The following is a 19,479-nucleotide window of genomic DNA, read 5'->3' as shown; positions in this document are numbered from 1 at the left end:
AGAAAAATCATGTTCCGCCGACTCGCTTTACTGGCCATGACCGCGCTGCTCACTGCCTGCGCCGCTAACCAGGTCAACCATGACTTCGATACCAGCCGCGACTTTGCCGCCTATCGTAGCTGGAGCTGGAAAGAGCCCGCCGTGCAATACCGTCCCGATGATCCGCGGATCAAGAGTGACCTGACCGAACAACGCCTCCGCCAGTCCGTTGCCGATCAGCTGGATCAGCGCGGTTTGCGTCCAGCCGCCGCCGGCGCCAGCCCGGATCTGAAGGTGCAGACCTACCTGATCGTCGAAGATCGTCAGCAACAGGTGACCACTAACTATGGCGGCGGTTGGGGTAGCCCATGGAACGGTTATTGGGGCGGGCCGATGTACAACGAAACCCGCAACATCAGCTACAAGGTGGCGACCATCCAGGTCGACCTGCTCGATGGCAAGGACGGCAAACTGGTGTGGCGCGGCAGCGACGAGCAAACGCTCAGCCGCACCCCGAACCCGCAGGACCGCAGCAATACGATCCGCGAGACGGTCGGGCGGATATTGGCTAACTATCCACCGCGCTAAACCAATACCACCGATCCACTGTGGGAGCGAGCCTGCTCGCGATAGCGGTCTGTCAGTCACATCAACTTCGGATGTGCCGCCGTCATCGCGAGCAGGCTCGCTCCCACATGGTTTCTTTGTCATCGGCAGTAGCATGTTGCCAGCAATCTGGTGGACCCTTGTCTACACTGCTTCACATCGTTGGAGGTAGCCCTCGGCAGTGTGCCGGCAAAGGAGTGCGCCATGTCTCCCTGCTTGCAGTTTCGTAGCCCGGCCCGGCAACGGGGAGCGATCGGTTTGATGGCGGTGCTGACCTTGGGCATGGCCTTGGTGTTCCTGCTGCTCGTGGTCGATAGCGGCCGCCTGTACCTGGAAAAACGCAGCTTGCAACGGGTAGCCGATATGGCCGCGCTGGAGGCGGCCACACGCGACGGTGATTGCGCCGTCGGTGCCACGGCTACCGCCTATGCCACCGCCAGCGCAAACCGCAACAATTTCACCCTGCCTGACCCCACGCGCAGCCTGACGGTGGCCTGCGGCGCCTTGACCCTGGACGCCAACAATCTTCGGGTTTTTACGGCTAATCCGAGCAGCAGCGAAGCCATTCGGGTGAGTGTCAGCCATTCGATCCTGCAGAGTTTCGCCGGGGGGATTGGCGCCGTGTTCGGCGGTCCTCCAGCCGGTGCGACCCTCAACCTGACCGCGACCGCCGTCGCAGCGTTGCCGCCACCGCTGGCATCGCTGACCATCCGCACGACGGCACTGAGTATCGATACCAGCAAGTCGGCCACCCTCAATGCGCTGTTCGGTGGTTTGCTGGGCGGTAATCTGAACCTCTCCGTGGCGGGCTGGAGCGGCTTGGTGAGCACCAACATCAGCCTGCTCGGTTACCTCGATCGATTAAAGGTAGACCTCGGCCTCACCGCCGCCGGGTATAGCCAGGTATTGGGCACTTCGGTGGCCGTCAGCCAGTTGATCCAGACCGCCGTCAATGTGCTGGACCCCGGCGGCACTCTCGACACGACGGCGACCATCGTCGGGCTGCAAGCACTCAAGGTTGCCGCGGGCACAACGACCGTGGTGCTGGGCAATATGCTGCACGTCGAGAACGGCAGCAATATGTCGGCGTTGGCGACTAACGTGAGCGTGTTCAACCTGATTGAAGGCATCGTGCAACTGGCCAACAAGAAGAATGGTCTGGTGGCAACGCTGCCGATCAATCTGGCAGGGCTGGCGCAAATCACGGCCCGAGTGCAGGTTCTGGAACCGCCACAACTCTCCGCGATCGGCAATCCAAAAAACGCTGCGCTGAATCCATTGGGACCCAATCGGATCTACGTGAGAACCGCGCAGGTGCGCACATTGCTGTCGATCGACTTGCCGGCGCTCGACGCCATCGTGGCGCTGTTCAATGCGGTAAACGATCTGGCAGGACCGCTGACCAACACCCTCAATGCCTTGCTCAATCTCAACCTGGTGGCGGTGCTCAATTCACTGACCTGCGCCTTGGGCGTGCCCTGCCAGACACCCGACATCAAGCTGTTGCCGGGGCCGATACGGCTCGATGTAGCGCTGGACGTCGCCAGTGCCAGCAGTTACGTCACGGCCTACAGCTGCGTCAGTAACACCAACAAAACCCTGACCACCAGCACCAGTACATCGCTGGTTAACCTGAAAATCGGCCGGATTGATTCGGCCAGCATGTTCGGCAGCAACACCACGCCGCCGGCGGTCACGGTGCAGCCGTTGAAGGTGATCGATATCGGGATTAAAACCTGTCGCAGGCTTCTCTTTCTGCCCATCACCTGCGATCCGCGTGTGCCCGGCGTCGGTGGCGGTATCGATATCGTTGCCGACACCAGCGTGGCGGCGAACGCCAACATTGCCCACGTCTACTCCGCACCACCGGCCAGCAGCCTGCCGGAAATCAACCAGCCACCGTTCTACTACTCGTTCACCACCAGCAGTATTGTCAGCAACCTGCTCAACACCCCGCTTAACATTCACGTGGATATGTATGGTCCGTCGGGCAGTCTCGTCAGTGGTCTGGGGACGATCCTGAGCAGCGTCACCAGCTTGCTGATCAGCGCGATCAACAGCGTGCTCAGCCCGTTGCTCGACAGCTTGATCAACACCTTGCTGTTAAGCCTTGGGATCGATTTGAACAAGGTCGACGTCGGCGCCAACCTCAGCTGTCACTCGGGGCGCGCGACTTTGGTGATCTGATCGCCCGTGGCAATCGGCAACTCGATACAAAACCGCGCGCCCTCGGTCGAGTTTCTTACACTCAACTTACCGCCCATGTTTTCGACGATGCCGTAACTCACCGACAACCCGAGCCCGGTGCCGATGCCCACCGGTTTGGTGGTGAAGAACGGTTCGAAAATCCGCTCCAGCAGCCGTGGATCGATACCGCCGCCGTTGTCCTCGACCCACAGTCGCACCGAGTATTCATCACGTTCGGCGTACACCGAAATCCACGGTTTGAACTCCCGGTCGGCCTCGCGTTTGCTCAGCAGCGCATCCCGCGCATTGACCATCAAGTTGATCAGCACCTGTTCCAGCTGATCGACGTAACCGCGCACCTGCACTTCGAATCCGGTCTCGCTGACCCGCAGTTCGACCCCTTTGCCACGCATCCCTTCGGACAGCAGTGACAGCGTGCCCTCAATGGCTTGAGCCGGATTGAAGGGATGCTGCTCGATCTCCGAACGCCGACCGAATACCCGCATGTGATCCACCACCCGCGCCGCGCGCTGGACTTGCGCGTCGATGCGGTTGAGTTTGTCTGTCAGATAATCGATTTGCGCATCGCCATTGCTCAGGCGCTTGAGCACATTGACGATGGCCATGCGCATCACGTTCAGCGGTTGATTGATTTCATGCGCCAGCCCGGTGGCCATTTCACCGAGGGTGGCCATTTTTGCGCTTTGGGTGAGCTGTTGCTGGGCGCGCCGGACTTCGGTGTTGTCGCGGCCCACGGCTTGAATCTCAAGCAAGCGACCCTGCTCGTCGAACACCCCGCGATCCGACCAGACCCACCAGGCGTGTTCCCGACCCGGCAGTTGCAGGTTGATTTCCGCAGTGCTGACCGGGAACTCCGGGCTCAGGTGACTGAGCCGCTGGAGGAACGCTTCGCGCTGTTCCGGCGACATCCAGCTGCCCAGGTTCACTCCCGGCAGCTTCTCGGGCTGGCATTCCAGGTAGGTCGCCAGCGGGCGGTTGCCGAAGGTCAGTGTCAGGTCTGGAAGGTAGCGACAAATCATCGCCGGGGAGTCTTCCACCAGGATCCGATAGCGCTCTTCACTCTGTTTTACTTTCTCGGCGGCCAGGGTCGCCTCCGTGACATCCAGCCACAGCCCCACAGCTTCCACCGGCAGCCCGAGGTCGTCGCGCAGCAGTTTGGCTTCGTCCAGCAGCCAGTGATAATCGCCGCGACTGTCGCGCAACCGATAACGGGCGCGCACCGAACCTTCGCGCAGCAGCTGCCGGGTGCGCTCGAAATAGCCGTCGCGGTCCTCGGGATGGACGCGTTCCACCAGCGCGCCGGCGGCACAATCGGCGAGCGACCAACCGAGCAGCGGCAACAGGCTGTCGCTGAAAAATGTCGGTTGCAGCGCACCTTCGACATAGCGCTGCACATAGATCACCGCCGGTGAACTGGCGATCAGGTTGTCCAGCCGGGCATGGGCGGCAGCGGCGTTCTGCTGCTGATTTTTGATGTCACTGATGTCGAGCATGAAGCCCACCAACCGCCGGTTTTTGCCGATGCCCAAGGCCTGACCTTGCAGTCGATACCAGATCGGCGTTTGCGCCGTGTCGGGGCGATGCAGGCGCACGCACAGCAGCAACGGCGCGCCTTCGTCCTGCAAGGTTTGCAGGCGAATCGTCAGCTCTTCACGGTCGGCGGGGTGGATCTGTTCGAGCCAGTCGTGCAGTGGCAAACGAGTGCTCGAAAGGTTCAGCATGCTTGCCAGCGACGGCGCCAATTGCACCTCGGCATCGTCGCTGAAAACCTCCCACCAGCCGGTGCCGAGCAAGGCTTGCAGAGACTCCAGCCGCTCCAGTTGCAGATGGTGCTGATGCTCGCGCAAACGCTCAAGCAACGGGCTGGCCAAAGCGGCGGTGAGTTGCAACCAGTCGCGCTCGCTCAGGTCGGGGGCACGTTCTTGCACCGGGTAGAAACCACAGAGCAACCAGGCCACCACGCCCAGGGCATTGTGGTAAGGCACCGCGAACCCTTCGGCATTGCCGAAGATGCCTTGCAGGCGTGGGTGTTCGCTGGGGGTCAGTTGCTGGGGCGCGGAGCCATTCAGACTGTCGAGACCGGTGCCCAGGCGTTGGTCGATTTCCCACAAGCCGGGTGCATCGAAGGCCGCGTAATGCTGGTGGATCAGCCAACCCTCTGCCTGTTCGTCGAGCAAGGCCATGGCGATACACGGGATCTGAAAACGCTGGGCCAGGCCTTGCAGTTGCTCCGCCAGCACTTCGGGCAAGCGCGTCAGGCTGCACAGACGCAATTGTTCGCTGATCTGCGCCGCCAGTAGTTGGCATTGTTCGCGGCTGCGCGCTTGTCGACGTTCGAGCAGCAGGTCGCCGATGTCGATCAACTGCAACAGCCAGTTTTCGCCCAACGGCTGCACCCAGCCCCGCAGATGCAGCGGTTGTTCGCCGAGGCTGAAAAAATCCAGGTCCAGACTCTGCCCCTGCCACTCGGCAGGCGCGCCTTCGACCGACAGGCCGCTATGGGGCATGAGGTAATCGAGCAGATGCGGTGCCTGCGCACCGGGCATTTGTTGCGCCAGCAGATGCCGCAGCGGGCCGGTCAGCTGAATCACTCGGCCCTCGTCATTCAGATGCAGCTGCAAACCGACACGTTGCACGCTCGGAGGGTCCGCACTGGTCGAGGGCTGCGGCGGTTGGCGGTTGAGCAGGCGCCCGAAGAGTTTGTCCCCGGAACTCAAAATTGCAGGCTCGATCGGGCGGTAAGGGTCGCCGGCAGATTGGGCACCGAGCCGATCCCCGGCAGGACCAGGAACGGCAGCACCTGATTCAGTTTACTGGTGGGGTAATTGATGGTGACCGTCAGCACGCCACCGATATAGGTGGCGCTGGCATCGGTGGCCACATTGAAGTTCAGCGCGGCGGGAATCCAGGCCAACTGCCGGGTCAATTCGGTGGTCGCTATGTTTCTGACGGCGGTGTCGTAATTGGCGGTGCTCGGGTCCAGCGCCACACTGCGGCGCACCGCTTCGGCCGTCGACTGATTGAACGATTGCATCAGCAACAGCGGCAGGCTGTAACTCACCAGCCCATAAAACACGGCGAAAAAGATGATGAACACCAAAGCGAACTCAATCGCCACGGCACCTTTTTGTTTGCGGGGGAGGCCTGTTTTCATGAGTGCGTCTACCCTGACCATCACGACGTAGTATCAGCATAGAATCATTCAGCCAAAACGGACGTTTTTTACCGGATGCAGAACTTTGTCCTACTTATCTGGCTGACGCTTTGCGCAGCACAGGATGTCCGAGAGCGGCACATCGCCAATGGCCTGACCCTTGGCGCGGGTGTACTGGCGCTGATGTATCTGTTGTGGACGGGCACCACATGGTTGGGGGCCGAGGCGGTGCAGGGCGGCTGGGCTTTGTTGTTGGCACTGGTCTTCACCTTGCCCGGTTATGCATTGAGACGTCTGGGGGCGGGCGACGTGAAACTGATGGCGACGCTGGGCCTTGCGACGGACGGTATGCACCTGCTCGGCGGCTTCATCGGCGCCGGATTGGCCAGTGCGTTCTGGCTGCTGTTGGCGCCAAGACTCTGGCTGTATATGGGGCAGGGGCTTAGAGATCGTCTTCGTTACCTGGGACCTGGAACGTCAAAAAAGCAGCCCTTTGCGCCGTTCGTACTGGTGGGCATGCTGCTCACGCTGGTCTGGATGCATTAGTCGCCGGGCGCCACTCGTTCTATGTACATAGTTGGAAAGTGCGTCTACTTTCAAAACAGTTGTTGTACAGCTTTTGGAAGTGGGTACAGGAACGGTCAAGTCTGGAGTGACACGTGAACAAGCTTATCTCGGCAATAAAAGTCCTTGTGGTCGATGACGAACCATTGATTGTCGAAGAACTGTGCGAGTTCATCGAGCGCAATGGTTATCGCTGTGTTCCTTGTCAGTCCAGCCAGCAGGCGATCGAGCGTTTCAATGAGTATGAGGATATCGGTCTGGTGCTCTGTGATTTGCAGATGCCTGACATGGATGGCATTCAACTCGTTCAGACGCTGCAACAATTATCCGGCAAGCACCGGGCGTTCGAGGCGATCATGCTCACCGGTCGCGCAGACAAGCAGGATGTGATCAAGGCGTTGCGCGCCGGGTTCGCTGACTACTATCAAAAGCCGATTGATCTGGATGAGTTGCTCGAAGGTTTGCAGCGCCAGGAAGTGCTCTTGCAGGAGCGGCAGAAAAACCTGCAGTTGGGGCATTTGAGTCAGAAGCTGCAGTACCTTTGTGAGTCGATCGACGAGTTGTATCAGGATTTGGACAAGGTTCGCCGGGGACCGTCCTCAGGGTCTTTGTCTGATTCATCTGACGGTGCATTCAGTGAGGCGGAGCGGGTGGAGATGCCGGCGGTTTTCAATCAGCTGTCGCCGCGGCAGTTGGAGGTGGCGCGGTTGGTGGGCAAGGGGCAGACCAATTATCAGATTGCCTGTGAGTTGGGGATTACCGAGAACACGGTGAAGCTTTATGTGTCGCAGGTGTTGCGGTTGACGCATATGCATAATCGCACGCAAGTGGCGTTGGCGTTGTCGCCTGGTAATGCTGGTGTGCGGCGGCTTACTGCGCACTAGTCGAGTACAGCTGATCAACTGTGGGAGCGGGCTTGCTCGCGAAGACGGCCTGACAGCCGACCTGTATTTTGTTGACTGAGTACATATCCATTTCTGCGGTAACGGCGGCTTATGGTTTCGTCCTTACGGCGAGTCCCTTTTGGCAAACGCCCCAAAAGGAACCAAAAGGTCTCGCCCCAAGCGTACGGCCCCTCGCTGAGGCTCGGCGTTCCTTCGCTCCGGTATCCATCTGGGGGCATCGCCCTACGGTCTGCTTCGCTACGACCTACATGCGATGGGTTCGACTGCGTCGAACGGCGCTGCGCGCCAATCCCCAGATGAACACCTCCACTCAGCCTCCCGAAGGGGCGGGCAGATCAAAATCAAAAGCTGCAGGCGAGCTAACGCTCGGCCTGTTGAGTGGTGAGGGGCGGGTGTACGCCGCTCCACTGTGGGAGCGGGCTTGCTCGCGAAGGCGGCCTGACAGTCGCCCAATTTATTGCGGGTATACACAACCTCACGTAGGAGCTGCCGAAGGCTGCGATCTTTTGATCTTGGCGGCCTGACAGCCGACCAATCCCTCTCAGACATACGCCAACCCACTTGTAGGAGCGAGGCTTGCCCGCGAAGGCGGCCTCACAACCGACCAATCTCCCCCAGACATACGCCAACCCACTGTGGGAGCGAGCCTGCTCGCGATGGCGGCCTTACAGACAACAATGTTTATTGATCTGTAAAAACATCAGAACCTTCCCACATGTTTTTCAGGTTGCCCGTCGGACGCTGCGTCTCTAGCCTTTGTCCGTCGCTGACAATTCAGCGTCCGGGCGTCGCGGCTCGATTCTTGAGGCATAATCGCTCCACCGAACAACAGCACTTTTGGGTGTCTGTCGTTTCGTGTCATGGCGACTGTGCGCGGGATACCTTCGGGTATGCCGAGATATGCCTCTGGGATCGGTCCGCGAACCCGCGTACAGCTGCCACCCCAAATTGCGTCGCGGCAATTTGGAAGTGGCTCCATTTCATCCCAGAGGTTTAATCATGTTCAAAGCAACCCCAAATCCCCCTGAAACCGACGATGTTTCGCCCTACGAATCTCTCGATTCAAAAAAATTCCACGAAGCCGCGGACCGCGCGCTCGATCACTACCTCAATCCCACCCCTAAAAAAACCGAAGGCCGCAAGCCAAGCAAGATGTTTATGGTTGCGCCGGATATGGATAACGAAAGCCTGCTGGCCCATGTCTGCGAGTCGCTGGCTTCTGCGAGCGTCATGACCAGCGACATTGCCGCGTATGTCGAAGCCCCACAGCGGCATACGATCCTGGCGATTCAGCAGGTCATCATGCTGGCCGAGCTGGCGGTGAATCAAATGTTGGATAACGTCGACGTGCCGAAGCCTGCGCCACACAGCTGATCCCCCTGTGGGAGCGGGCTTGCTCGCGAAGACGATTTCACATTTAACATTGATGTCGACTGACACACCGCTTTCGCGAGCAAGCCCGCTCCCACAGTTGAACCGTGTACGTCCGCAAGAGATTGGTGGGCTGTCAGGTCGCCTTCGCGGGCAAGCCTCGCTCCTTGGTCAATGATGAAAGGCCCGGGCCAAAGCGGTGAAGCTGGGGCCGGCCAGTACGATCAGCAGCGCCGGGAAGAGAAACAACATCATCACGACGGACATTTTCGCGGACATTTTGGAGATGTATTCCTGCAAGCGTGTCAGGCGCCGGTCATCGAGCAGTAGCTTGAGCCCCAGCAGTGATTTCATGGCGCCGCCGCCCTGGTGGATCAATTGCTGAAGAATCACGCAGGTGTCGGTGAACTCGTCCACCGCCAGCAACTGGGTGGCCTTGTTCAGTTCTTCGCCCAGTTCCAGACCGGAATCGACCCGGGTCAGTATCAGGCGCAATTCATGGGTCAGGGCCGGCAGTAATTGTTTGCCTTCGATGCTCAGCACTCGTAGCGACTGCTCCACCGCCATGCCGGATTCGAACAGGATGCGCAGCAGTGGAATGAAGGTTGAAATCTCAATCGCCAGTTGTTTTTGCCGACGGTACGCGGCGGCGGCCAGCAAGCGTTTGGGCAGCAGATAGCCGAGGGCAGTGGCGAAGGCCGGGGTGATCCAGTGGTTGTTCACCTGCGGGAAGAACACGCTCTGGATTAACAGACTCAGGACCAACGCAAGCACCGGTATGCCGATCTGGCAGGCGGCGAACAGCGAGCGTTGCCGGGCGCTGCGCCAGCCGAGGCGGTTGAGCAGTGTCTGGGTTTCGTTGTCCAGTTTGACCGAGCGCTGACCGATGCGGCTGTCGCCCAACACTTGCAACCAGTGACGGACGCGATGGTCGTTCAGTGGTTTGCCGTCCAGTCGTTGAGCCACCTGGCGAGCACGTCGATGTTGGTCCAGCAGGCCACTGAGCAGCAACAACGTGGCCGCCAGAAACATCAGCGCGCTGATCAGCAGGGCTATTTTCATACGCTACGCAACATGCGCCATAGCGCCAGGCAGCCCACGACCTGCAGGCCGAACGCGGTCGCGAGCATCATTTGCCCCGAGCTGCTGTTCCACATGGCGAGCAGGTATTTCGGATTGGACAGCAAGAAATAAGCAGCGAGCCCCACGGGCATCAGGGCCAACACCACCGCCGTGATGCGGGTTTCTCCCGTCATGGCGCGCAATTGGCGTGCAGCCTGGTCTCGTTCGCGGATTATTTTGATCAGGTTCTCAAACAGCTCACTGGCATTGCCGCCATAGCGGTGATTGACCTTAAGGCCCAGCGCGAACAAGCGAAACTCGTCTTGCTCGTACAGTTCGGCGAAGTCCGTGACAGCGTCAGGCAGGCTGACGCCCAGGTGAACGTTGCGCTGAACCCGGCCCATGGCGTTTTTCAATGGGTCTTCGGCGGCGTCGATGGCGACCAGAACCGCATCGGCCAGGGTGCGTCCGGACTTCAGACTGCGCACCGTGTGATCGAGCAACGACGGCAGTTGTTCGACCATGCGCTTGAGCCGGCGCTGATAGCACCAACTGATGTACAGCCGTAGAGCCAGGGGCGGCATCAGCAACAACGCCAGCAAACCGATCCAGCTCGCGAGGGCAAACCCCAGCAAGATGCCCAAGGCCCAGAGCAACAGCCACAACCCCAGGCGCTCGGTGGGACGACCGAGGCCGGCGCGTAGAAAGGCCCGCTCCAGGCCAGCCCAGGACGATTTCGCCACCGCCAGTTGCGGTTGCCCCTGCGTCAAGCGACCGAGGGTTCGATCGATACCGGTCTGGCGCAGACCGTTGTAGAACAAACGGATCGACAGGCCCAGCAATGTCAGGCAAATCAGGATGAGCAGCGCCGGTTTGAGCATGCCGTGACCCTTCAGTGCGATAAGGGAGAGAGCGCCGACTCGCGGCGTAGTTTATCGCCGGCGGGGTTGACCGCCTCGCGCAGAAAACCGAAACCGGTGCGTCGGTCGAAGCGGAACAGTGTATTGGTCACATACACGTCATCCCGAATACCCACGACCTCCACCACTTCACTGACGCAGCGGCGGCCATCGGGCAGGCGCGTCAGTTGGATTACCACGTCCAGCGCCGCACAGATCATTTGCCGCAGGGTCCGTTCAGCGATGGAGCGCCCGGTCAGGCCTACCAACGTCTCCAGGCGCAACAGCGCATCCTGGGCATTGTTGGCGTGCACGGTGCTCATGGAGCCGTCATGCCCGGTGTTCATCGCGGTGAGCACGTCGACCACTTCGACGCCGCGAATCTCGCCGAGGATGATCCGGTCCGGGCGCATCCGCAGCGCGTTGCGAATCAGGTCGCTGGCCTTTACTTCGCCGTGGCCTTCGGCATTCGGCGGTCGGGTTTCCAGACGCACCACGTGAGGATGGCCGAGTTGCAGTTCGGCGACGTCTTCGATGGTGACCAGGCGTTCGTGAGGGGCGATCAACTGGCTGAGAATGTTCAGCAGCGTGGTCTTGCCGGTGCCGGTACCGCCGCTGACAAGGATGTTGCAGCGCTTGCCCACGGCCTCCTGAATAAATTCAAAGATTGCCTGATCGATGGTTTGCATCGCCATCAGATCGGAGCTTTTGAGCATGTCCTTGCGGAATTTTCGAATCGACAGGCACGGACCATCGAGGGCAATGGGCGGGATGATCGCGTTGACCCGGCTGCCGTCGGGCAGGCGCGCATCGACCATTGGCGAAGACTCGTCGAGCCGTCGGCCCAGGGGGGCGAGAATCCGTTGCATTACCCGTTCGACGTGATGGTCGTCGATGAATCGCAGGTCACTCAGGTGCAACACACCCTCGCGCTCGACGAACACCCGGTGTGGGCCGTTGACCAGGATTTCGGTCACCGTCGAATCACGCAGCAGCACCTCCAGCGGGCCGAAACCGGTGAGCTCGTCGACGATTTCTTCAGCCAGCCGCTCCATCTCATAACGGGAAATCGCCAGGTGCAGTCGGGCGATGTACTCGGCGACTTTGTCGATGACGAACTGCGACAGCATTGGCCGCGAACCTTCCAGCAGGTTTTTCCCGGACTCTTCGATGGCGTCGATGATGTAGCGGTGCAGCACCAGTTTCAGGCCTTCGTGGTCGGTATTGCCGGCCGGCCCGTGGGAGGGCGCGCCGAAGAGTTTTTCCCCGCTCATTGCGCGCCCCTCAATCGGTCAAACCAGCCAGCCTTGGGTTTGTCCAGGTCTTCGGAGCGTTTGGCCAGTCGTTCGCCGAGGGCGCGCAGGCTTTGGGTCAGGTTTTCGCGCGGGGCCAGTTCGAACAGGCTCACCCCCTGATTCTTGGCGTTGAGCCGTACTTCCGGGCTGTAGACAAGGACCGCCATAACCTCCATGCCGAAGCTTTTGCTCAAGGTGTCGGAGTCTGGCGCAACATTGCGCAGATAGCGGTCCACCAGCAACCTGGCGTGGTCGAGCTTCAGGCCTTTTTCGCGCCAGCGGCCGAGCACCTCAAGGTTGCGTCGGCAGTCGAGCACATTCTGATCGGTGTACCACAGCAACTTGTCGCAATGGCTGACGAAGGTGCGCAACGCTTCGCTGTCCGACTGGCCGGTGAGGTTCACCATAATGTGCTGGAAATGTTGGCGCAAGGCGCTGAGCAGCATGTACAGCTCGGCGGCACTGGTCTGTTCCAGCGGTTCGTCGTTGCTGGCGTAGGCGAGAATCCGCAGCCCGGCGTCACAGGTGGTAAAGGCACTGTCGATCAGCGTTGCGTCGAGGCGCCGCAGATGTCGCAACGCATCGCCAAAATGAAACGAGCTCTCCAGCCCCAGCAACGCGAGGCTGTCGCCACGCGGCAGGCCCAGATCCAGCAACAGTGTCTGCTGACCGCTCTTTTGCACCACGTGCGCCAGGTGGTTGGCGAGTAGCGCTCCGTCGGCATTGCTCTGCGCGCCGTAAAGTACGGTCAGGCCACCCTGTTGACTCTGTTGCAGGTTCGGCGCCACGGTCGGCAGGCGTTTGCTCAGGCGTCGCACCAGGCCGGCAACTTCACTGGAACGCGAACCGTAAGAGACGAAATCCCGCGCACCGGCGCGCATGGCGTTGAGCACGAGTTGGTTGTCCATGCCGTCGCCCAAGGCGACGATCGCCAGCATCGGTTTGGCTTCAAGGGCACCCTCGATCAACGCGCTCTGGGCTACCACATGCTCACGGTCCAGCCCCACGAACACCAGGCTGGCGAAAGTCACGTCCACCAGCGTCAAGAGCTCGTCGAGGTTGCCGCCACCGGCGCTGATCACTCGGCCCAAAGGGGCGAGCGCACCTTGCAGCCACTCGAAGTCGGTGCTGTTGCGCGTGATCGCGAGGAACGTCTGACTCAGGTTCTGGGGCTGACTCATTGCGATAACCCGCTGCATTTATCGAAGCAGCCGTTGTCGAGCAAGTACTGCGTGAAACGTCTGCGCATGGAGAAGCGTCCTCGCTCGATTCAGGGCGTTTGTTGGGTGACTTCATTGCCGCGGATGACTTCCACGCTCGTCTTGCGCGGTGCTGCGCCGCCGGTGGCGGGTTTGGGTGTGCCGGCCAGGGCCAGTTGACTGAACTGCACCAGTTCGCGATTGGCACTGGCCAGGCTCGCCTTTGAATCGCGGTTGCCGGCCCAGTATTGGTTCAGGCGTTTTTCCTCGGCGCTGCGCACGGCCAGGCGCAAAACCCCGACCTGAGCCGCGAGCATCAGGCGACTCAAGAGGGGTTCGGGGACAGCGAGCAAAACGGTGCGTGCGCTGGCGCGCTGCTGTTCCTGCTTGAGTCTTTCTTCGGTGCTGCGCGCCGGGTTGACAGGCTGCCCATCGTTCATCAGCCCCAACTGGTCGCCGACACCGAGCACCCGCAACGCCGGGACCACGACCTGGGCCGATTGCTGGAGGTTGTTGGTGTCCATGCGCAGAAACAGCAGGACGTCGACATAGTCGCCGGGGCTCAGTTGACCGCCGACATTGACCACGTCATCCGCCGCCACGGCCAGGGCACGCTCATCGGGGCGGATCATTCGCGCCAGCGCCCCGCCGGTTTCGAAACTTTCATCATTGAGCCAGCTGCCGGCAGTCAGCGTGCGCCAAGGCATACGACCAATGGCCTGATCAAGACGGGACAGGCTGCCGGCCGGGGCGGTACGGAGTTTTTCCACGGTCACGTCGGCAGCGGTGATTTGTTCGAACGGCGCGATGTCACGTAGCAACACAACCACCGGCTGGCGGGTCGGGTCGTCCACCGGTGCCAGTATCGGGGCCGATGATGTGCCGGGTTGCGCGATGGATTCGGGTGCCGGTTGGCGACTCAGCGTCAGCCCCCAGTAACCGGCAATGATGGCGCCTACCAGAAACAGCCCGGCCAGGCCCATGGTGACGCGACTGTTCATGAAGGCTCTCCCTTTCCTGCTGCGTAACGCCCCCAAGAGTTCTAACGAGATGACTTCGCAATCAGGCAGCTATGAACATCGAACTATTTCGCTATTTGACGGTAGCGCAGGTAGAGCAAAAAGCCATTACAGGGCGGTAAATATCTGACAAAAGTAACAGGTTGAAGCCAAAAGGGCTGCTTTATTACGTCAATGAACCGGTTATTACTTAAGTATTAATGCGTTCTTACAGTTGTTGGTCCGGGGTTTGCCGACAATGCTGATGCTGGCATAGGGGAATCATGTTGCAGCTGTGCAACATCCGCTGTCATAGGAGACACATCATGTCCTTTACTAAAGTTGTTCAGAAGATCAAATCCGAATTCGTTTTTTACAAAGGTCTGGCCAAAGATACTGAAGGTGCTTCGGGTATCGAGTACGCGATTATCGCGGGTATGGTGGCTGTCGCGCTGGCGGCGTTTGCGGGACCCATCGCCACGAGTGTCACCGCAATATTCACCACCATTTCAGCCGCGCTTTGATTTTAAGGCTGGCAATGGGCAGTCATTTGCCAATCCCGCAAAGGGCTTCTAACGTCAAGGCTTAGTCCATTGCAGGTATTACCCATGAACGCTCCAGCGCTCCTTCGCCAACAGCTGCTTCTGGTCGACGATGAGGAGGATGCGTTACTGGAACTGGCCGAGTTGCTGGAGGGCGAGGGCTTTACTTGTTTTACGGCAACGTCGGTCAAACTCGCCCTTCATCATTTGACTTGTCATCCTGATATTGCGCTGGTGATTACTGATTTGCGGATGCCGGAGGAGAGTGGCATGTCGTTGATCAAGCGGTTGCGTGAGCATACGTCTCGTCAGCATTTGCCGGTGATTGTGACGTCGGGGCATGCGGATATGGATGATGTGAGTGATATGTTGCGGTTGCAGGTGCTGGATTTGTTTCGCAAGCCGATTTATCACGTGCGGTTGTTGGAGACGTTGAATAATTTGTTTCCTGGGGTGGTTAGTTCCTGAGTGTACATATCCGTTGCTGCGGTAACGGCGGCTTAGGGTTTCGCCCTTACGGCGAGGCACTTTTGGCAAACGCCCCAAAAGTACCCAAAAGGTCTCGCCCCAAGCGTACGGCCCCTCGCTAAGGCTCGGCGTTCCTTCGCTCCGGTATCCATCTGGGGGCATCGCCCTACGGTTGGCTTCGCTTCAACCTACATGCGATGAGTTCGACTGCGTCGAACGGCGCTGCGCGCCAATCCCCAGATGAACACCTCCACTCAGCCTCCCGAAGGGGCGGGCAGATCAAAATCAAAAGCGGCAGGCGAGCTAACGCTCGGCCTGTTGAGTGGTGAGGGGCAAGTACGCACCGCTCCACTGTGGGAGCGGGCTTGCTCGCGAAGGCGGCCTAACAACCGACCAATCTCTCGCAGAGCACACGATTCAATTGTGGGAGCGAGCCTGCTCGCGAAGACGGCCTCACAACCGACCAATCTCTCCCAGACATACGCCGACCACTGTAGGAGCGAGACTTGCCCGCGAAGGCAATCTCGCAGGCGCTAATCCATTACAGCACCGAACAATCAAGCAACAGGCCGCCACTGCCCAACCATGTGTTCCAGATCCCCCGCGCCCATCAACTGAAAATCCCCGCTGGACCCCGCCGCGCTGGACATCAGCGTCACTTCACTGGGAAGGCGCACCGGTTTCCTGAACTGCACCGCAATCTCGACGTTTGCCGTCGGCAAATGATCGGTCAGTGCTGCCAGCGTACGTGCCTTGTTCCACAGGCCATGGGCGATGGCACTAGGGAAGCCGAAGAGTTTTGCGCTGATCGCACTCAGGTGGATCGGGTTGTAGTCTCCGGACACCTTGGCGTATTTGCGGCCAATATCCGCCGGCGCTTTCCAGTGGGCCACTTCGGTCAGCGACAGCGTCGATGCAAACGCTTCCTCGACGGGCTCACCTTCCAGTTTGACGCCGCGACAGAGCATTTGGCTTTCAGCCTCCCACAGCACTCCCAACTGATCGTCGAGCGTCGTCACCAAATCGAAAGTCGCCCCCTTGGCATGAGGTTGCAGGTTCTGCACTTTCACGCTGACCCGCACCCGGTGTACGCCGCCCATGGGGCGCAAGATGCGGATGCGATTGCTCAAGTGAATCAGCCCCAGCAGCGGAAACGGAAACGCTTTGGCGGTAAGCAATTGCATCTGCAAGGCAAACGCCAGGATGTGTGGATACGTCGGTGGTAGCAGCCCGTTGTCGGCGAAACCACACACCTTGCGATAAGCCTCCAGGCGTTTCGGATCGACATTGACCCAGCAGTGATAACCCAGGTCAGGCAGTGTGGTGCCGGTGATTTTGCGGCGCGTTGCCGCTTTCGCATACAGCGTTTTCAGGCCCGGTTCGCTATGGAGTGTGTGCCAGTCGGTGGTCATGGTCAGGCTCCCAAAACGCTTTGTCCACACACGCGCAACGCTTGCCCGGTAAACGCTCCGGTGCCCGGTTGTGCCAGCCAGGCCACGGCTTCGGCGACGTCTTGCGGCAGGCCGCCCTGGCCCAATGAACTCATGCGTCGCCCGGCTTCGCGCAGGCCGAAAGGCAGGTGCGCGGTCATTTGGGTTTCGATGAACCCTGGCGCTACGGCATTGATGCTGATGCCGCGCTCACTCAGCAGCGGCGCCCAGGCTTGGGCCAGGCCGATCAACCCGGCCTTGCTTGCCGCGTAATTGGTTTGCCCGCGATTGCCGGCGATGCCGCTGATGGACGCCAGCAGGATCACTCGGCCGTTGTCGCGCAAGGTGCCGCTGTCGAGCAAAGCCTTGGTCAGCACTTGCGGCGCGTTGAGGTTGACCGCCAGCACCGCGTCCCAGAATTCCGGGGTCATGTTGGCCAGGGTTTTGTCCCGCGTGATGCCCGCGTTGTGGACGACGATGTCGATGCCGTCGGGCAGCTGTTCGATCAGTTGCGTGGCGGCGTCTTCGGCGCAGATGTCCAGGGTGATGCCGCGCCCGCCGAGGCGTGCGGCCAGGGCTTCGAGATCGGCTTTGGCCGGTGGCACGTCGAGCAGGATCACCTCGGCGCCGTCGCGGGCCAGGGTTTCGGCGATCGAGGCGCCGATGCCGCGAGCCGCGCCCGTCACCAGTGCCTTGCGCCCTGACAAGGGGCGACTCCAGTCCATCACCTGTGCCTCACACGCCTTCAAGCGAATGACTTGCCCGGAAATGAACGCGCTTTTGGGCGAAAGGAAAAACCGCAATGGGCCTTCCAGTTGATCTTCGGCACCTTCGCCGACATAGATCAGCTGCAAAGTACCGCCGCTACGCAGTTCCTTGGCCAGCGAACGGCTGAACCCTTCCAGGGCGCGTTGGGCGCTGGCGGCGAACGGGTCGCTCAAGGTCTCCGGCGCCCGGCCAAGAATCACCAGATGCGCATGATGATCGAGGTTTTTCATCAGCGGCTGGAAGAACTCGCGCAGCTGTTTCAACTGATCGACCTGCACCAGATCGCTGGCGTCGAACACCACGGCTTTGAGTTTCTGGCCGTGGCCGGGAATCCACGCGGTGGCCAGGGTCGGATCGGTGCCGTAGCTGTAAATCGTATCGGTCAGGCGGTTGGCGAGGGTGCTGACTTTTTCCGCCAGCGGGCCACCGCCAATCAACAGCGCCCCCTCGATAGGCCGTAGTCGGCCTGCTTGCCAGCGTTCTAGCCGTACCGGCGACGGCAGACCCAGGGCACCGACCACACGATGGCCGATGGACGAATTGGCGAAGTCGATATAGCGGTCAGACATGAATCACGCTCCAGCAGCTGGGATTAAAAGTGTGGACCATGAACGGCAATTAGTCGTTCGACCCACGAGATACGGCCTACGCTTGATCATTGCAGGTTAGTTTGAGATTGGGTTTAGCAGGACTTTCAGGAAATGCAGCCCCCTGTGGGTTTGGTGTTCATATTTGATTAAAAGGAGCTTTTTCATGACTCAGCTGCGCCGCGTCGCGATTATCGGTGGTAACCGTATTCCCTTTGCCCGGTCCAACGGGCCGTACGCCACTGCCAGTAACCAGGCGATGTTCACCGCAGCGCTGGAAGGCCTGATCGAGCGCTATAACCTGCACGGTGTGCGCATGGGTGAAGTGGCGGCAGGTGCATTGCTCAAGTATTTGCGCGATTACGGCCTGACCCGCGAATGTGTGCTGGGCTCGCGGTTGTCACCGACGACGCCGGCCTACGACATCCAGCAAGCCTGCGGCACGGGGCTGGAAGCGACGCTGTTGGTGGCGAACAAAATCGCCCTGGGTCAGATCGAATGTGGCATTGCCGGCGGTGTCGATACAGCCTCGGACGTGCCGATCGGGGTCAACGAAAGCCTGCGCAAGATCCTCCTGCAAGCCAACCGCGCCCGAAGCACCGCTGACAAACTGAAAACCTTCCTGCAACTGCGTCCCCGCCACTTGATGCCCGACTTTCCAAGCATCGGCGAGCCGCGCACCAACCGGTCGATGGGCGAACACTGTGAAATGATGGCCCAAACCTGGAGCATCCCGCGTGACCAGCAGGATCAGCTGACCCAGGAAAGCCATCAGAAACTGGCCGCGTCTTACGCCGAAGGCTGGCACAACGATTTGATGACGCCGTTCCTCGGCCTGATCCGGGACAACAACCTGCGCCCGGACCTGACCCTGGAAAAACTGGCGTCACTGAAACCGGCCTTCGAGAAAAGCGCCAAGGGCACCCTGACCGCAGGAAATTCCACGCCACTCACCGATGGCGCGTCGGTAGTGTTGCTGGGCAGTGAGGAATGGGCGAAAGAGCGCGGCTTGCCGATCCTCGCCTATTGGCGTGACGGCGAGGCGGCAGCGGTGGATTTCGTCAACGGTGCCGAAGGCCTGCTGATGGCGCCGGCTTATGCGGTGCCGCGGTTACTGGCGCGCAATGGCCTGACCTTGCAGGACTTCGATTACTACGAAATCCACGAAGCGTTCGCCGCGCAAGTGCTATGCACATTGAAGGCCTGGGAAGATCCGGAGTTCTGCAAAACCCGTCTCGGCCTCGACGCACCGCTGGGCTCCATCGACCGCAGCCGGCTCAACGTCAAGGGCAGCTCACTGGCCGCCGGGCACCCGTTTGCCGCCACCGGTGCGCGCATCGTCGCCAACCTGGCGAAGCTGCTGGACGCGGCCGGCAAGGGCCGAGGGTTGATCTCGATCTGCGCAGCGGGCGGTCAGGGCGTGACGGCGATTATCGAGCGCTGA

The 19,479-nt window shown here is 60.2% G+C and carries 17 protein-coding genes; 8 read left to right on the top strand and 9 right to left on the bottom strand.

Annotated elements, in window-relative coordinates; all coding sequences use genetic code 11:
• Nucleotides 1-9: 9 nt before the first annotated feature.
• Nucleotides 10-567: a DUF4136 domain-containing protein gene (locus tag BK662_RS14295; protein ID WP_123358600.1), complete on the top strand. Its 558-nt coding sequence runs from the start codon at nucleotides 10-12 to the stop codon at nucleotides 565-567.
• A 222-nt stretch (nucleotides 568-789) separates the two neighbouring features.
• Nucleotides 790-2,772 (top strand): pilus assembly protein TadG-related protein, encoded by a 1,983-nt coding sequence (locus BK662_RS14290; protein ID WP_123358599.1) that lies wholly within the window; start codon nucleotides 790-792, stop codon nucleotides 2,770-2,772.
• Here BK662_RS14290 and BK662_RS14285 read toward each other — a convergent pair.
• A complete protein-coding gene (locus tag BK662_RS14285) occupies nucleotides 2,742-5,510 on the bottom strand; it encodes a PAS domain-containing sensor histidine kinase (RefSeq protein WP_123358598.1) in 2,769 nt (922 codons plus the stop codon). The genes BK662_RS14290 and BK662_RS14285 overlap by 31 nt on opposite strands.
• Nucleotides 5,507-5,947 carry a TadE/TadG family type IV pilus assembly protein gene (locus BK662_RS14280; RefSeq protein ID WP_007907464.1) on the bottom strand — a complete coding sequence of 147 codons (441 nt, stop codon included), beginning with the start codon at nucleotides 5,945-5,947 and terminating at the stop codon, nucleotides 5,507-5,509. Before BK662_RS14280 ends, BK662_RS14285 begins: the two co-directional genes overlap by 4 nt.
• A gap of 75 nt (nucleotides 5,948-6,022) precedes the next feature.
• Between BK662_RS14280 and BK662_RS14275 the strand changes: the two genes are divergently transcribed.
• The 3 genes from BK662_RS14275 (at nucleotide 6,023) to BK662_RS14260 (ending at nucleotide 8,790) form a co-directional block, all read left to right on the top strand.
• Complete coding sequence (locus BK662_RS14275; RefSeq protein ID WP_123358597.1) at nucleotides 6,023-6,493, top strand: prepilin peptidase; 471 nt, start codon at nucleotides 6,023-6,025, stop codon at nucleotides 6,491-6,493.
• 113 nt (nucleotides 6,494-6,606) lie between these two features.
• On the top strand, nucleotides 6,607-7,395 hold the full coding sequence (locus tag BK662_RS14270) for a response regulator transcription factor (RefSeq protein WP_123358596.1): 789 nt from the start codon (nucleotides 6,607-6,609) through the stop codon (nucleotides 7,393-7,395).
• 1,020 nt (nucleotides 7,396-8,415) lie between these two features.
• Nucleotides 8,416-8,790 carry a DUF6124 family protein gene (locus tag BK662_RS14260; protein WP_123358595.1) on the top strand — a complete coding sequence of 125 codons (375 nt, stop codon included), beginning with the start codon at nucleotides 8,416-8,418 and terminating at the stop codon, nucleotides 8,788-8,790.
• A 168-nt stretch (nucleotides 8,791-8,958) separates the two neighbouring features.
• On the opposite strand, the gene BK662_RS14255 is transcribed toward BK662_RS14260, so the two are convergent.
• The 5 genes from BK662_RS14255 to cpaB form a co-directional block, all read right to left on the bottom strand.
• A complete protein-coding gene (locus BK662_RS14255; RefSeq protein WP_123358594.1) occupies nucleotides 8,959-9,849 on the bottom strand; it encodes a type II secretion system F family protein in 891 nt (296 codons plus the stop codon).
• Nucleotides 9,846-10,730 carry a type II secretion system F family protein gene (locus tag BK662_RS14250; RefSeq protein ID WP_123358593.1) on the bottom strand — a complete coding sequence of 295 codons (885 nt, stop codon included), beginning with the start codon at nucleotides 10,728-10,730 and terminating at the stop codon, nucleotides 9,846-9,848. Before BK662_RS14250 ends, BK662_RS14255 begins: the two co-directional genes overlap by 4 nt.
• A gap of 11 nt (nucleotides 10,731-10,741) precedes the next feature.
• Complete coding sequence (locus tag BK662_RS14245) at nucleotides 10,742-12,022, bottom strand: TadA family conjugal transfer-associated ATPase (RefSeq protein ID WP_123358592.1); 1,281 nt, start codon at nucleotides 12,020-12,022, stop codon at nucleotides 10,742-10,744.
• The gene (locus tag BK662_RS14240; RefSeq protein ID WP_123358591.1) at nucleotides 12,019-13,224 is read right to left on the bottom strand and encodes a CpaE/TadZ family protein; all 1,206 of its coding nucleotides are present in this window, start codon (nucleotides 13,222-13,224) and stop codon (nucleotides 12,019-12,021) included. The genes BK662_RS14245 and BK662_RS14240 overlap by 4 nt, the downstream gene beginning before the upstream one ends.
• 89 nt (nucleotides 13,225-13,313) lie before the next feature.
• Nucleotides 13,314-14,243: a Flp pilus assembly protein CpaB gene (gene cpaB, locus BK662_RS14235; RefSeq protein WP_123358590.1), complete on the bottom strand. Its 930-nt coding sequence runs from the start codon at nucleotides 14,241-14,243 to the stop codon at nucleotides 13,314-13,316.
• Nucleotides 14,244-14,566: 323 nt separating this feature from the next.
• Here cpaB and BK662_RS14230 point away from each other — a divergent pair, with 323 nt between their 5' ends.
• A complete protein-coding gene (locus BK662_RS14230; protein ID WP_123358589.1) occupies nucleotides 14,567-14,764 on the top strand; it encodes a Flp family type IVb pilin in 198 nt (65 codons plus the stop codon).
• Between the two features lie 84 nt (nucleotides 14,765-14,848).
• The gene (locus BK662_RS14225; protein WP_123358588.1) at nucleotides 14,849-15,250 is read left to right on the top strand and encodes a response regulator; all 402 of its coding nucleotides are present in this window, start codon (nucleotides 14,849-14,851) and stop codon (nucleotides 15,248-15,250) included.
• Between the two features lie 557 nt (nucleotides 15,251-15,807).
• Here the strand turns inward: BK662_RS14225 and BK662_RS14215 are convergent.
• Both BK662_RS14215 and BK662_RS14210 read right to left on the bottom strand, forming a co-directional pair.
• Nucleotides 15,808-16,662: a MaoC family dehydratase gene (locus BK662_RS14215; RefSeq protein ID WP_123358587.1), complete on the bottom strand. Its 855-nt coding sequence runs from the start codon at nucleotides 16,660-16,662 to the stop codon at nucleotides 15,808-15,810.
• A 2-nt stretch (nucleotides 16,663-16,664) separates the two neighbouring features.
• Nucleotides 16,665-18,017 (bottom strand): 3-oxoacyl-ACP reductase, encoded by a 1,353-nt coding sequence (locus tag BK662_RS14210; protein WP_123358586.1) that lies wholly within the window; start codon nucleotides 18,015-18,017, stop codon nucleotides 16,665-16,667.
• A 184-nt stretch (nucleotides 18,018-18,201) separates the two neighbouring features.
• Between BK662_RS14210 and BK662_RS14205 the strand changes: the two genes are divergently transcribed.
• Nucleotides 18,202-19,479: an acetyl-CoA C-acetyltransferase gene (locus BK662_RS14205; protein WP_123358585.1), complete on the top strand. Its 1,278-nt coding sequence runs from the start codon at nucleotides 18,202-18,204 to the stop codon at nucleotides 19,477-19,479.

It is taken from the genome of Pseudomonas frederiksbergensis (assembly GCF_003732275.1).
In the GTDB taxonomy this organism is placed as follows: Bacteria; Pseudomonadota; Gammaproteobacteria; order Pseudomonadales; family Pseudomonadaceae; genus Aquipseudomonas; species Aquipseudomonas frederiksbergensis_H.
This window is presented reverse-complemented; position numbering and strand designations above follow the sequence as displayed.